We start from the raw sequence: 13,558 nt of genomic DNA, 5'->3' as shown, positions 1-13,558 counted from the left end.
GCGATCCCTGTCCGGAGAACATAAACACGATCTTGGGTTTGGACATTCAGCTCCTCCTTTCCGGAAACGGCGATCAGCTCACGACGCGATCGCCGGTATCAAACGGTGGGCGAACTGCCGGCGCAACAGCAGCAGGCTGACCAAGGCCTGAATGAATGTGCTGCCGACCGAGAAATACCAGACCAGTTCGATGCGGAAGCCGCTTTGCGTAGACAGCCATACGACGGGCATGGCGAAAGTGAACAAGCGCACGGCCGAACTCAACAGCGCCGGCTGAGTATTGCCCAGCCCCTGGAACACGCTGGAACATGTGAAGATCGCGCCCTGGGCGATGAAGCCCCAGCAGACGATGTGCAGAAACTGCACGCCGAGACCAATGACTTCCGGGTCCTTGGCGAAGTAACCGATCAGCCCCTCCGCCCGCCAATAGACGAACAGGGCCAGCGGCACCATCAGCATGCTGATCAGCAGCATCGCGCCGCTGAAACAAGCGCGGACCCTATCCACCAGGCCGGCGCCGAAGTTCTGCCCGACGATGGGGCCGGCCGCGAAGGCCACCGCCATCGCCGGCAGGATCAAACCCTGCACCAGGCGCGAGCTCGCGCCGAAAGCGGCCTGCGCGTCGGCGCCGAAATCGCGGATCGCCCAATAGATGATGGCGGAAAACACGAACATCAGCGCATACTCGCCGCCGGCGGGCAGGCCGATGGACAGCATGCGGCCCCAGTCGCGCCACCTGGGCGCCATTAGCTTGCGATCGAACCCGACATAGTGTTCGAGCCGGCGGAAGTAAATCCACAAGGTCAACACCCCCGCCAGCAGCGCAAGCGTGCTGGCCAGGCCCGCTCCGGCCACGCCCATCGGATGATGGGTAAGCCAGCCGGCAATCAGTATCGGCGCCAGAAAGGCGTTGACGATGACGCTCAGCAGCTGGACGACCAGCGTCGGCTGGACAATCCCGGTGCCGCGCAATGCCGATCCCATCGCCACCAGGGCGAATTGCAGCGCAAGTCCGGGCATATACCAGTTCAGATAAACCAGGCCGGCCGCTATGGTTTCCGCGTCGGAGGAAACCGTGCCCATATAGGTCCGGGCCAGGCTATAGCCCAGCACGAGCACGGCCAGCCCGCACACCAACGCCAGCGTGAGCGACTGGTTGAAGATGATGTTGGCCTCTTCCCTGTCCTTGCGGCCCACCGCCTGGGAAATCAACGCCACCGTGCCTACGCCGAGCACCTGGGTCAGCGCGAGGACCAGAAAGGTCGCATTGCCCGCAGCGCCGACGCCGGCCAGCGCGTTGGCGCCCAATCCGCCGATGAAGTACAAATCGATCAGATAATAAAGCGTCTGGAAAATCATGCCGATCGCAATAGGTATCGCCATCGTCAATATGTGACGAATCAGCGGCCCCTGAGTGAGGTCTTTCATATCGGTCCCTTGTCGCCGAGCAGTGTTGTCAGGATGGTGAGCGGATTTGGATCAGTATCCCGGCGCGCAGGCGTCAGCCCGAGCAGCCCATTGGCATCGCACCTTTTGCCACGGGCGTGGCGGTGCAGCGGAATGCCCGGTGCAGACCTCGCCGGTCCGCAGTGATCTGGCGATATGGCGTTGGTCGTCGATTATAGCCATATCTCATCTTTATCATGCAATATATATTTTATTTGCATAATTTATGAAATAGACCGACGTCCACGGCAGGCGGCTCCGCTTGAACACCCGCTCCCCATCCTGTCCGGCACCGCTCCCGCGGTCGGCCCGACTCGCGTTTGCCGCGCCGAATGGCGCGATCAGCGCCCGCCGTCCCCCACCGGCAGCCGGCCCGACATCTTCACCTCCCGCAGCGACAGGCTGGAACGGATCGACGACACCCCCGGCAGCTCGCGCAGCACGTCGCGCACGAAGACGCCGAAGGCCTCCAGGTCCTCGGCGACCACCTGCAGCAGATAATCGCACTCGCCGGTCAGATTGTGACAGGACAGCACCTCCGGAATCGCCCTCACCATCTCCTCGAAACGCAGCGGCGCCTCGCCGGTATGGCTGCCGAAGCCGATCTGCACGAAGGCCAGCACCCCGTAGCCCAGCTTCTTGCGGTTCAGCACCGCCTGGTAGCCCTCGATATAGCCGTCGGCCTCCAGCCGCTTCAGCCGGCGCCAGCACGGCGTCTCGCTCAGCGCCACCTGCTCGGCCAGCTTGGCGTTGGACAACCGGCCGTCCCGCTGCAACAGGGCCATCAAGGCAAGATCCACATCATCGATAGCTGATTTTGGAAGGTTCATTTATTTTCCATGAAAAAATAGAAAAATCCTTTCCAAATTTAGCGCGACAACGCAAGAGAAAGCAAAGCTATTTCACCGCGCCGGGCGCACACTAGCCGCATCGTCCTTCCCGTGCAGGAGTCCGCCATGCTGTCCTTGTCCGTGTTGTCGCTCTATCTCGCCGCCCTGGTCGCCGTCTACGTCCTGCCCGGTCCGGACATGGCGCTGGTGATGGCCACATCGGCCAGCCGCGGCGTCGGCACCGGCCTGATGACCGCGCTGGGCATCGCCGCCTCGCGATTCCTGCATGTGATGATGTCCGGCCTTGGCCTCGCCGCCCTGATGACCACCCACCCCATGCTGTTCGACGCGGTGCGCTGGATAGGCGCCGGCTATCTGCTGTGGCTGGCGTGGAAGGTGATTCGCGCCAAGCCGGCGCAAGAAGACGCACCCGAGGTGACGGAGTCCGGCCGCGCGGCGATCGCGCGCGGCTTCCTGACCAATCTGCTCAATCCCAAGGCCCTGATGTTCTGCGCGCTGTTCCTGCCGCAGTTCGTCTCGCCGGCCCACGGCGCGGTGCTGCCGCAGTTCGCACTGCTCGCGGTCATCCTGGTCTCGGTCGGGCTGTGTTTCGACACCGCCTACGCCTTCGCCGCCTGCGGCATCGCCCGCCGTCTGAAGGGCCGCCGTACTATGGCGGGCCTGCAGAAGGGCCTGCTCGGCGGCGTGTTCGTGCTGATGGCCGGCCGGCTGATCTTCGGCTGATGGGCCGTCGGCCCGCCCGGCGCGCCGGGAGCCCCAAGAAAAGAGCCATCCAAAGAGCCATCCGACGATGGCTCTTTCCCGTTCAGGCCGGGGCGTCCGCCAAGGCCGGATAGTCGGTCAGCCCGCGCGCGCCGCCGCCGAACAAGGTGGCGCGGTCGTGCGTCGCCAACGGCGCGCCGAGACGCAAGCGCTCCGGCAGGTCCGGATTGGCGACGAAAGGCCGGCCGAAAGCGATCAGATCGGCCCAGCCGGCGGCGATCGCCTCGCACGCCCGCTCCGCCGTGTACTTGCCGGCGTAGATCAACACGCCCGGGAAGGCCTCGCGCAACTTCCGCTTGAAAGCCACCGGCATCAGCGGCGCGTCGTCCCAGTCGGCCTCGGCGATGTGCAGATAGCCGATGCCGAGCTCGCCCAGCAGCCTGGCCGCGGCCAGATAAGTGGTCTCCGGATCGTCGTCGACGCAGCCGTTCAACGTGGTCAGCGGCGCCAGCCGGACCCCGACGCGCGACGCGTCGCCGCTGCCGTCTATCAGGGCCTGCGCCACTTCGCCGAGGAAATGCAGCCGCTTTTCCAGCGAGCCGCCGTATTCATCGGTGCGCGCGTTGGCGTTCGAATCGATGAACTGGTTCACCAGATAGCCGTTTGCGCCGTGCAATTCGACGCCGTCGAAGCCGGCGGCCATCGCGTTGCGGGCGGCGGCGCGGTACTGCTCCACCACCTCGCCGATCTCGGCGACGGTCAGCGCGCGCGGCGCCGAGGCCTCAACGAAGCCCGGCGTGCGGCCGTCCTCGCCGGCGATGAACACATTGACGCCGACGGCCGGGATGGCCGACGACGATACCGGCTGCTCGCCGCCGAGCAGACTGGTATGGCTGAGCCGGCCGACGTGCCACAGCTGGGCGAAGATGCGGCCCCCGGCCGCGTGCACGGCCTCGGTCGTCTTGCGCCATCCGGCCACCTGCTCCGGCGTGTGGATGCCCGGCGTCCACGCATAGCCCTTGGCCAGCGGCGAGATATGGGTGCCTTCGCCGACGATCAGGCCGGCGCCGGCGCGTTGCGCGTAATACTCGGCCATCAGCTCGTTGGCCTCGTCGCCCGGCTGGCTGGCGCGCGAACGCGTCATCGGCGGCATCACGATGCGGTTGGGCAGCGTCAGCGCGCCGAGCCGCAGTGCTTGAAACAAAGGGTCTTTCATCGTGCCTGTCCTGTCTTCGCCGCGGCCTGCCGGCCGCGGGCGGCTTGATTCAAATGAGGCGGAACGCGCTCAATCCCATTGCGGCGCCAGGCCGGCCGGGTTCACTTCGCGGCCGTCGCGCTCCAGCGCGGCGATCTGCGCCATGTCCTCGTCGCTCAGGCGCAGGCTTTGCGCCAGCAGGTTGCTGGCCAGGTTTTCCCGCTTGGTAGACGACGGGATAACCGAGTAGCCCAGCTGCAACGCCCATGCCAGCGCCACCTGGGCCGGCGTGGCCCGGTGCCGGCGCGCGATCTCGCCTATCACCGGATCGCCCAGCACCTTGCCGTAGGCCAGCGTCATGTAGGACGTGACGTGCACGCCCTCGCCCCGCAGGAAGTCGACCAGCTTGCGGTTCTACAGATACGGGCTCAGCTCGATCTGGTTGGTCGCGATCGCCTCCCTGCCAACGGCGGCGATCGCCTGCCGGGTCAGCTCGATATTGAAGTTGGAAATGCCGATCCGGCGCGTCAGGCCCCTGGCCTTGGCGTCGGCCAGCGCGCCCATGAAGGCCTCGACCGACACGCCGTTGCCGGGGGCCGGCCAGTGGATCAGCGTCAGGTCGACATGGTCGGTGCGCAGCTTGGCCAGGCTGTCCTCCAGGCTGGCCGCCAGCTTTTCGGGCGCGTAGTTGTCCACCCAGATCTTCGTCGTCAGGAACAGATCGTCGCGGCGCACGCCGGACGCGGCGATCGCCTCGCCCACTTCGGCCTCGTTGCCGTAGATCTGGGCGGTGTCTATCGCGCGGTAGCCAAGCTCGAGACCGTTGCGGACCGAGTCGATGACGACCTGGCCTTGCAAGCGGAAAGTGCCGAGGCCGAATGCGGGGATGGTGCTCATATGGGTTCTCCGTGGGAAAGATGGGAAGTCGATGGCCGGCGTGCGGCGCCGCCACCGGAAACAGACTGCGGACAGGCGCTCAATGCGCCAGCTCGACGGGCCCCGCCGTGCGCGCCGGCAGACCGTCGCGCCGGTCCAGCGCGCCGCTGAAAGCCGTCAGCGCGAAGGCGCCCAGCGTCACCGCCGCGGCGATCCACGGCGTATGGACCAGGCCGACGCGCTCGACGATCAACCCGCCCAGCGAGGCGCCGCCGGCGACGCCGAGATTGAAGGCGGCGATATTGAAACCGGACGCGACGTCGGCGGCCTCCGGCGCGAAATGCTCCGCCTGCTTGACGACATAGACCTGCAGGCCCGGCACATTGCCGAAGGCCACCGCGCCCCAGGCCAGCATCGTCAGAACCGCCAGCCAGGCGACGTGGACGGTGAAGGTCAGCGCCAGCAACACCAGCGCCAGCAAGAGGAAGATCCGCTTCAGCGCCTTGACCGGGCCGGCACGGTCCGCCAGCCTGCCTCCCCACACATTGCCGAAGGCGACCGACACGCCGTAGCCGACCAGCACCAGGCTGATCTGGGCCGGCGTGAAACCGGCGATCCGCTCCAGCAGCGGCGCCATATAGGTGAAGGCGATCAGCGAGCCGCCGTAGCCGACCGCCGTCATCGCGTAGACCAGCAACAGGCGCGGTTGCGCCAGCACGCTCAATTGCCGGGCCAGCGGCGCGGGCGCGGCCTGCGCCAGGCGGCGCGGCACGAAGGCCACCGCGCCGATGAGGGCGACGAGGCCGAACAACGCGACGAGCAGGAAGGTGGCGCGCCAGCCGAAATGCTGGCCGATGAAGGTGCCGAGCGGGATGCCGGCGACGAAGGCCACCGTCATCCCGCTGAACATCGTCGCGATCGCGCTGGCCGCCTTCTCTTTCGGCACCAGCGTCGTGGCGATGACGGAGCCGACCGAGAAGAACACGCCGTGGGCGAGACCGGTGAGAATGCGCGCGACGATCAGCGACTCATAGCCGGGCGAGCGCCAGGCGACGAGATTGCCGACGGTGAACAAGGCCATCAGCGCTGCCAGCAGCGTCTTGCGCGGCACGCGGCCGGTCAGCGCAGTCAGCAGCGGCGCGCCGACGGCGACGCTGAGCGCGTAGAGGCTGACCAGCAGGCCGGCCGAAGGCAGGCTGGTCTGGAGATCGGCCGCAATCGTCGGAATCAGGCCGACGATGACGAACTCGGTCGTCCCGATGGCGAAGGCGCTGATCGTCAGCGCGAGTAGAGCGAGTGGCATGATAAGCATCCATGGGGTCCGTGAGGAATGGACGCAGTGTGCCCGCTTTACTTTTGCGAAAAAACTAGCTTATAAACGAAACTCTTTTGAAAAAAAATCAATAATGAAAATCACGCTAGACGAACTCCAGGCCTTCGCCACCGTAGTGGACACCGGCTCCATCACCGCGGCGGCCCAGCAACTGGACCTGACCGTGTCGGCGACCAGCCGTTCGCTGGCGCGGCTGGAAGCCAAGCTGAAAACCACGCTGCTGCGCCGGACCACGCGCCGCCTGGAGCTGACCGAGGAAGGCCGGACTTTCCTGCACAGCGCGCGGGCCATCATCGATTCGGTCGACAACGCGGAAGAGCAGATGCTGGCGCGGCGCGAACAACCGTCCGGACGGCTGAGGGTGGACGCCGCCACGCCGTTCATGCTGCACGTGATCGTGCCGCTGGTGCGCGGCTATCGCGAACGCTATCCGCAGGTGGAGCTGGAACTGAACAGCAACGAGGGCATCATCGACCTGCTGGAGCGGCGCACCGACGTGGCGATCCGCATCGGCCAGCTGAAGGATTCGACGCTGCACAGCCGCTTGATCGGTCACAGCAGGCTGCGCGTGCTGGCCAGCCCGGCCTATCTGGAAGCCCGCGGCCAACCGCAGAATGTAGAAGCATTGGGCAAACACGCGTTGCTGGGTTTCAACCAGCCCGAGACGCTGAACGTCTGGCCGCTGCTGGGCGCCGACGGCGAGGCCTACCGGATAACGCCGGCGGTGCAAACCTCCAGCGGCGAGACGCTGAGGCAGCTGGCGCTGGACGGCGCCGGCATCGTCTGCCTGTCGGACTTCATGACCGAGCGGGACAGAGAATCCGGCCGCCTGGTGCAAATCCTCGCCTCCGACACCCTGGACATGCGCCAGCCGGTCCAGGCCGTCTACTACCGCAACACCGCGGTATCGTCGCGGATCGCGTCCTTCGTCGACCACATGATCGAGGCGCTGGGCGGCAAACACGCCGAGCGGCGGGCGGCGGGTTGGACGAACGGATGACGATCCCGAGAATCTGGCCATTATCGGGGCCGAAGCTACTGCCAAGTCGACGACACAATCGACTGCTGCACGACGTCGAACTCGGCGGGCATTGCTTCCGATGCATCGCTTGACGGGGAAAATCCCGCCATCGCATCGACCAGCGATTGTACCTGGCTGGACATCAGGATTTTTCCGTCGGAAGTTTCAAACCGTTCAACCTGATAGGCCTTGTCCAGGAACCAGTTATTCACCGTCACCTTGTCCTCCGTGCCGATGATGCTGATCTCCAGATGATCTGCGGACTGGCGGAAAAACAATCGGTCGGCTGTCACGCCCATGCGCAACTCATCTCGGAAGTTCTCGTCCCAATCGCCATGGTTGCGGTAGTCGCCGCAGTTGTCGACAATCCGGTCCCGGCCATCGCCCAGATTGAACAGGTAGCGGTCCTTCTCGACACTGCCGTTGATGGTATCGTCGCCGGCACCGCCTTCGAAGGTGTTATGGTGGCCGCCCCGGTTGTTGTTCAGCTCGTCGTCGCCGGCCCCGCCGCGCAAGGTATTGACGCCGGAGCCGGCATTCAGCACATCGTCGCCGTCGCCGCCGTCCAGCAGATCGTCGCCATTGCCGCCGTTCAGCGTATCGCCGCCCGCGCCGCCGAACAGGCTGTCGTGACCATCCCCGCCATTCAGCAAGTCCTGCCCCGTATCGCCGTGCAGAGAGTCAGCCAGGTAGTTGCCGCCCAGCGTGTCGTTGCCGTCCAGACCATGCACGTCCATGCCTGCCGCACCGGAGACCACGGCATACGCATCGTCGCCATCGCCCGGGCGCTGCGCCTGGTCGGTCAGGCTCTGCGCCCCCCACTCAGCGCCGTCGGCGAAACGCACCCGTTCGATCCAGAACGCCTTGTCGACAAACCAGTCCCGCACCCGCACGCTGTCTCCACCGGTCTGGAACAACATGTCGTCGCCATCGCGACCGGCCTTGACGTCTTCCGGGCGGATGCCCGCGCCGAACACCAATTCGTCGCGGAAGTTCTCGTCCTCGTCGCCCCGGTGGCGATAGTCGCCGCAGTTGTCGACGATCCGGTCCTGGCCATCGCCCAGATTGAACAGGTAGCGGTCCTTCTCGACACTGCCGTTGATGGTGTCGTCGCCGGCACCGCCTTCGAAGGTGTTGTGGCGGCCGCCCCGGTTGTTGTTCAGCTCGTCGTCGCCGGCTCCGCCGCGCAAGGTATTGACGCCGGAGCCGGCATTCAGCACATCGTCGCCGTCGCCGCCGTCCAGCAGATCGTCGCCATTGCCGCCGTTCAGCGTATCGCCGCCCGCGCCGCCGAACAGGCTGTCGTGACCATCCCCGCCATTCAGCAAGTCCTGCCCCGTATCGCCGTGCAGAGAATCAGCCAGGTAGTTGCCGCCCAGCGTGTCGTTGCCGTCCAGACCATGCACGTCCATGCCAGCCGCACCGGAGACCACGGCATACGCATCGTCGCCATCGCCCGGACGCTGCGCCTGGTCGGTCAGGCTCTGCGCCCCCCACTCAGCGCCGTCGGCGAAACGCACCCGTTCGATCCAGAACGCCTTGTCGACAAACCAGTCCCGCACCCGCACGCTGTCTCCACCGGTCTGGAACAACATGTCGTCGCCGTCGCGACCGGCCTTGACGTCTTCCGGGCGGATGCCCGCGCCGAACACCAATTCGTCGCGGAAGTTATCGTCCTCGTCGCCCCGGTGGCGATAGTCGCTGCAGTTGTCGACGATCCGGTCCTGGCCATCGCCCAGATTGAACAGGTAGCGGTCCTTCTCGATGCTGCCGTTGATGGTGTCGTCGCCTGCACCGCCTTCGAAGGTGTTATGGTGGCCGCCCCGGTTGTTGTTCAGCTCGTCGTCGCCGGCTCCGCCGCGCAAGGTATTGACGCCGGAGCCTGCGTTCAACACATCGTTGCCGTCTCCACCTTCCAGTAGATCATCGCCGCTGCCGCCGTTCAGCGTATCGTTGCCCGCGCCGCCAAACAGACTGTCGCTGCCGTCCCCTCCACTCAGGGAGTCCTGCCCGGAGTCGCCATACAGCGAGTCGGCCAGACCTCCGCCGCTCAACGTGTCGTCGCCATCCAGGCCATGCACATCTCGCGCGACGTCGCCAGGCGTCGCCACATAGCTATCATCGCCATCGCTGCACGCCGAGACCTGTTCAGTCAACATCTTCGCACCCCATTCCGTGCCATCGGCAAAGACCAGCCGCTCGACCCAGAACGCCTTGTCGGCGAACCAGTTTTGCACGCGTATGCTGTCGCCACCGCCGCCAACCCGGAACACCATGTCATTTCCATCGCAAACAGCTTCTATATCCCCCGGGCGAATACCGACGCCGAACACCAACTCGTCGCGGAAGTTCTCGTCCTCGTCGCCTCGGTGGCGATAGTCGCTGCAGTTGTCGACGATCCGGTCCTGGCCATCGCCCAGATTGAACAGGTAGCGATCCTTCTCGATGCTGCCGTTGATGGTGTCGTCGCCGGCACCGCCTTCGAAGGTGTTGTGGCGGCCGCCCCAGTTGTTGTTCAGCTCGTCGTCGCCGGCCCCGCCGCGCAAGATATTGACGCCGGAGCCGGCATTCAGCACATCGTCACCGTCGCCGCCTTCCAGCAGATCGTCGCCGTTGCCGCCGTTCAGCGTATCGTTGCCCGCGCCGCCGAACAGACTGTCGCTGCCATCCCCTCCACTCAGAGAGTCCTGCCCGGCGTCGCCATACAGCGAGTCGGCCAGACCGCCACCAGCCAGCGTGTCGCTACCGTCCAAACCATGCACATCGATCCCCGCCGTGCCATAAACCACGGCATACGCATCATCGTCATCGCCCGGACGCTGCACCTGATCCGTCACGCTCTTCGCATCCCATTCCGTACCGTCGGCAAAAATCAGCCGCTCGATCCAGAACGCCTTGTCGGCGAACCAGTCCTTTACCCGCACGCTATCGCCGCCACTGCCAACCTGAAACAACATGTCGTCGCCGTCTCGCGCAACCTTGACATCTCCCGGGTCGATGCCGGCGCCGAATATCAGCTCGTCTCGAAAACTGGCGTTCCAGCCGGCATGATGCCGGTAGTGCTGCGCATTGTCGGTGATCACATCCTGCCCATCGCCCAAGTTGAACAGATACGCGTCCTTGGCATGGCTGCCGACCATCGTGTCCTCGCCCGCTCCTCCGTCAAAGACATTGCCCCCCTCCCACCAGTCTGCCAACAGCGCATCATTGCCGGCTCCGCCCCGCAAAGTATCGGCTCCCGCGCCGCCATTGAGTACATCGTCGCCATCGCCTCCCTCAAGCAGATCATTTCCCGCGCCGCCATTCAAAACGTCATTGCCGCCGACACCCAAAATCCTGTCATCGCCGCCCCCGCCATCAAGCGTGTCGTCTGTTCCATCGCCAAGCAATACCTTGTACTGCAGAACCGCCTTCGCCTCGGCAGACAAGCTGGGCATCAACGCCGCCAAGTTTTCCCGATAGGCATCACGAAAGAAGCGGTTGTAATTTCCCAGGTGATTGAGCATCTCGTTGAAGCGATCCAGCTGCCTCAACTCGCCCAGGCCAGCCAATGCCTTGATGAATGCGTTCATCTCCGACCAATCCATGGCTATTTTTTTCCGCTCGGTATCGTATCGGATGGATGTCTTGTCCATCACCGGCTTGAACTCGGTCTGCGCCAGCAACTGGGCTTCGACATGGCCGGCGAACTTGTCGAACTCGGCCTTCAGCAACGGCGCCGCCACGCCATGCGGATTGGCATCACGCTCTCCCCAGCACCAGATGCCGACATATCCCTCGCCGACCAGCTTTTCCAAAGCCACCAGTTGGCGCGCATCCATCACATGTCCGTAGACCTTGCCAGGATCCCTGCTTGCCGGATCGACATCGTCCACCCCCGCCCATCGATAGATCAGCGGCAATAGCAAAGCCTTGGCGGCTTCCGGCGTTTCCGCCGCGACATATTGCTCGACCAGATCCCGCAAGTCCCCGTCACTCAGCATCGCCTGGCGCAGATCCGGCAGTTCGCCAAACCCGCGCGCGGTCGGCAATTGCAGCAAATCCGCCGGCAAGGCCGTGACATCGATACTTCTGGAGTCCGCGCGATTCACTGCAAACCATACGTCAATGGCGTCCGTGCTGCGGCCATCCTCCCATTGCGCCTGGCTGGCCTGCTTGTGCTGGTTGCCCGCCTCGTCGGTCTTGTCTTGCGTGGCATACCGCAGATCGAGCGAAGCCAACCCGGACTCGGACAGCGTTTTCAATTCATCCTCGCGGCTGACGCCATCGCCATCGTTGTCCTGCCACAGCTTCAGCCTGGACCAGGCCTCGTCCCGGCTGTCCAGTTTTCCATCGTGGTTGCCATCCAGCTCGAGCAACGCATCGAAGCCATTGCCCGCTTTCTCGCCATTGACCAGCAGTGTCTCACTGCCAAACAGCTCGCCGCCACCGTCGATCACGCCATTGCCATTGCGATCCAGCACCAGCAAGGCGTCATCGCCGCCCACCCAGCCCGTTCTCTCGGCAAAACGGTTGCCATCCAAGTCGAAATACGCACCTCGGGCGCGGGAAACCGTCTCCACGCCATCGCCATCGAGATCGATGATGATTGGCGAGATCGTCTGGGTCGACTTGCTGAAATCGGGAAACTCGTTGGCGCATATCAGCTTTGAAAGAGTTTTCCATGCATATGAGCTGATGCCATCTGCCGCATCATCCGCCCCGCCAGGCAAATTGTTTCCAGAACCGGGCGCCCAATCTTCACCGATAGTGTCGTTCTTCGGCTCGGGAAGGCCAGATCGCCGCAATGCTTCGTCTACTACAGTATTCGAATTCTGATCCAAAGGACGGTACTCATGGCCCTCATTGCCAATATCGCGCATCGCATCCTTGATTTTTTGCCAATCAGATGAAAGATCTTTTCCTTCCTTAATCACCTCCCTTGGATCATCCCCTTCCTCGTCATAGTCCACAAAGCCCTGTTCATACACTCCATCCCGTGTTTTGATATCACCAAAAGGCGATTCACAAGGTCCGCTTTGCGCCTTAAAAAAATCCAACAAAACATTTTCATTATCATACGCTGGAGATGGGCCGCCTCGCGCAGCATACTGCCGACCACTCGAGTCCGTATACACAATATATTTATGATAGTAGTTTAGATCGAGCAAAATATATCTGACTTCTATCCTTTCCATGGGATCACCTCTTAATCAGCCCAAGCGTCATGACATACGATAGATAAGCCTGCCGCGAATACTGCTCACCACATCACTCTCCAAATCAACAATGACTCGAATTTCATCATGAAACCCTAAAACATTCCTTGAACTCTCCACAACATAAACAGCAATGATGGCTTTTTTTTCATCAGCAACAATCGGCACATAATTTATTTTGAAATTATGCTCCATAAAATATTTCTCTACCTTTTCTTTTTTTTTGCCCAAGCGCCACATGCTTTCTTGCGATATCTGAAATATCCACTTCAATACGTCTATTTACCTTTCTCAGTTCCCTGACGTCGCCAACAATGCCGCCCTCCATCACGCCGCCCTGAAGAGAAGCGAGAATACTCGCAATGATTACAACTACAACTGCTCTCACTTTCAATCTCCTTTTATTGCACACCCACCTCCTCATTGCATCGCTCTCCATCACCAAACCACTCCATATTCCAAACGCAGGCACCACTCAAAATCACGAGACATGATAAAATATCCACCCTTCAGCCTTAGCCACGACACCATCTTCAAAATCCAAAACAACTCGAAATTCATCATGAAACCCTAAAAAGTTTCTGCTGCTTTCATCAATATAAGCCGCTATTACTTCTTGCTTTTTATCGGTCGCATTCGGCAACTGACGCCATCTAAATCTGCACGCCTTTAAGTACTGCTCAACCTTCTCCCTCCCATCACCCACGGCCACATGCTTCCTAACAACATCCGCGATATCCACTCTTGCTTTTCGATTTACCTTCCGAATCTGCTTGATATCGACAACGATGTTGCAATCCACCATGTCCTGCCGAGAGTAGAAAGAAACCCCCATCGCTATTGCGATGATTGCAATCATTGCGATTATTGCCTTCTTCATTTCAACCTCCCTCGTTGACCCGATCCGGAAAGTTTTCCACGCCGCTGCATATTTCC

12 protein-coding genes are annotated in these 13,558 nt (G+C 62.5%); 2 read left to right on the top strand and 10 right to left on the bottom strand.

The features are described from left to right. Positions 1 to 78: 78 nt before the first annotated feature. Both WNM05_RS10420 and WNM05_RS10415 read right to left on the bottom strand, forming a co-directional pair. Entirely contained in the window at positions 79 to 1,428 is a 1,350-nt protein-coding gene (locus WNM05_RS10420; protein ID WP_434634783.1) for an MATE family efflux transporter, read from the bottom strand. Positions 1,429 to 1,787: 359 nt separating this feature from the next. After that, complete coding sequence (locus WNM05_RS10415; protein ID WP_434634782.1) at positions 1,788 to 2,276, bottom strand: Lrp/AsnC family transcriptional regulator; 489 nt, start codon at positions 2,274 to 2,276, stop codon at positions 1,788 to 1,790. Between the two features lie 126 nt (positions 2,277 to 2,402). Between WNM05_RS10415 and WNM05_RS10410 the strand changes: the two genes are divergently transcribed. Further along, positions 2,403 to 3,020 (top strand): LysE family translocator, encoded by a 618-nt coding sequence (locus tag WNM05_RS10410; RefSeq protein WP_434634780.1) that lies wholly within the window; start codon positions 2,403 to 2,405, stop codon positions 3,018 to 3,020. A gap of 82 nt (positions 3,021 to 3,102) precedes the next feature. Here WNM05_RS10410 and WNM05_RS10405 read toward each other — a convergent pair whose 3' ends face one another. From WNM05_RS10405 to WNM05_RS10390, 4 genes are all read right to left on the bottom strand, one after another. After that, complete coding sequence (locus WNM05_RS10405) at positions 3,103 to 4,215, bottom strand: alkene reductase (RefSeq protein WP_434634778.1); 1,113 nt, start codon at positions 4,213 to 4,215, stop codon at positions 3,103 to 3,105. A gap of 69 nt (positions 4,216 to 4,284) precedes the next feature. Then, complete coding sequence (locus tag WNM05_RS10400) at positions 4,285 to 4,572, bottom strand: aldo/keto reductase (RefSeq protein ID WP_434634776.1); 288 nt, start codon at positions 4,570 to 4,572, stop codon at positions 4,285 to 4,287. 36 nt (positions 4,573 to 4,608) lie between these two features. Beyond that, the gene (locus tag WNM05_RS10395; RefSeq protein WP_434634773.1) at positions 4,609 to 5,091 is read right to left on the bottom strand and encodes an aldo/keto reductase; all 483 of its coding nucleotides are present in this window, start codon (positions 5,089 to 5,091) and stop codon (positions 4,609 to 4,611) included. Positions 5,092 to 5,170: 79 nt separating this feature from the next. Continuing rightward, entirely contained in the window at positions 5,171 to 6,373 is a 1,203-nt protein-coding gene (locus WNM05_RS10390) for an MFS transporter (protein WP_434634770.1), read from the bottom strand. Between the two features lie 103 nt (positions 6,374 to 6,476). Between WNM05_RS10390 and WNM05_RS10385 the strand changes: the two genes are divergently transcribed. Next, on the top strand, positions 6,477 to 7,403 hold the full coding sequence (locus WNM05_RS10385; RefSeq protein ID WP_434634768.1) for a LysR substrate-binding domain-containing protein: 927 nt from the start codon (positions 6,477 to 6,479) through the stop codon (positions 7,401 to 7,403). A 35-nt stretch (positions 7,404 to 7,438) separates the two neighbouring features. On the opposite strand, the gene WNM05_RS10380 is transcribed toward WNM05_RS10385, so the two are convergent. The 4 genes from WNM05_RS10380 to WNM05_RS10365 form a co-directional block, all read right to left on the bottom strand. Next, the gene (locus WNM05_RS10380; RefSeq protein ID WP_434634767.1) at positions 7,439 to 12,463 is read right to left on the bottom strand and encodes a calcium-binding protein; all 5,025 of its coding nucleotides are present in this window, start codon (positions 12,461 to 12,463) and stop codon (positions 7,439 to 7,441) included. A 165-nt stretch (positions 12,464 to 12,628) separates the two neighbouring features. Continuing rightward, the gene (locus WNM05_RS10375) at positions 12,629 to 12,817 is read right to left on the bottom strand and encodes a hypothetical protein (RefSeq protein ID WP_434634765.1); all 189 of its coding nucleotides are present in this window, start codon (positions 12,815 to 12,817) and stop codon (positions 12,629 to 12,631) included. After that, entirely contained in the window at positions 12,807 to 13,010 is a 204-nt protein-coding gene (locus tag WNM05_RS10370; RefSeq protein ID WP_434634763.1) for a hypothetical protein, read from the bottom strand. The genes WNM05_RS10375 and WNM05_RS10370 overlap by 11 nt, the downstream gene beginning before the upstream one ends. A gap of 93 nt (positions 13,011 to 13,103) precedes the next feature. After that, on the bottom strand, positions 13,104 to 13,502 hold the full coding sequence (locus WNM05_RS10365) for a hypothetical protein (RefSeq protein WP_434634762.1): 399 nt from the start codon (positions 13,500 to 13,502) through the stop codon (positions 13,104 to 13,106). Positions 13,503 to 13,558: the final 56 nt, after the last annotated feature.

Source organism: Chromobacterium sp. CV08, assembly GCF_051129845.1.
In the GTDB taxonomy this organism is placed as follows: Bacteria; Pseudomonadota; Gammaproteobacteria; order Burkholderiales; family Chromobacteriaceae; genus Chromobacterium.
This window is presented reverse-complemented; position numbering and strand designations above follow the sequence as displayed.

Excerpts from the sequence above, each read along its gene's own strand:
- WNM05_RS10385 (WP_434634768.1), top strand. The coding sequence starts at position 6,477 with ATGAAAATCACGCTAGACGAACTCCAGGCCTTCGCCACCGTAGTGGAC.
- WNM05_RS10405 (WP_434634778.1), bottom strand. The coding sequence starts at position 4,215 with ATGAAAGACCCTTTGTTTCAAGCACTGCGGCTCGGCGCGCTGACGCTG.
- WNM05_RS10420 (WP_434634783.1), bottom strand. The coding sequence starts at position 1,428 with ATGAAAGACCTCACTCAGGGGCCGCTGATTCGTCACATATTGACGATG.
- WNM05_RS10365 (WP_434634762.1), bottom strand. The coding sequence starts at position 13,502 with ATGAAGAAGGCAATAATCGCAATGATTGCAATCATCGCAATAGCGATG.
- WNM05_RS10395 (WP_434634773.1), bottom strand. The coding sequence starts at position 5,091 with ATGAGCACCATCCCCGCATTCGGCCTCGGCACTTTCCGCTTGCAAGGC.
- WNM05_RS10375 (WP_434634765.1), bottom strand. The coding sequence starts at position 12,817 with ATGGAGCATAATTTCAAAATAAATTATGTGCCGATTGTTGCTGATGAA.
- WNM05_RS10390 (WP_434634770.1), bottom strand. The coding sequence starts at position 6,373 with ATGCCACTCGCTCTACTCGCGCTGACGATCAGCGCCTTCGCCATCGGG.
- WNM05_RS10410 (WP_434634780.1), top strand. The coding sequence starts at position 2,403 with ATGCTGTCCTTGTCCGTGTTGTCGCTCTATCTCGCCGCCCTGGTCGCC.
- WNM05_RS10415 (WP_434634782.1), bottom strand. The coding sequence starts at position 2,276 with ATGAACCTTCCAAAATCAGCTATCGATGATGTGGATCTTGCCTTGATG.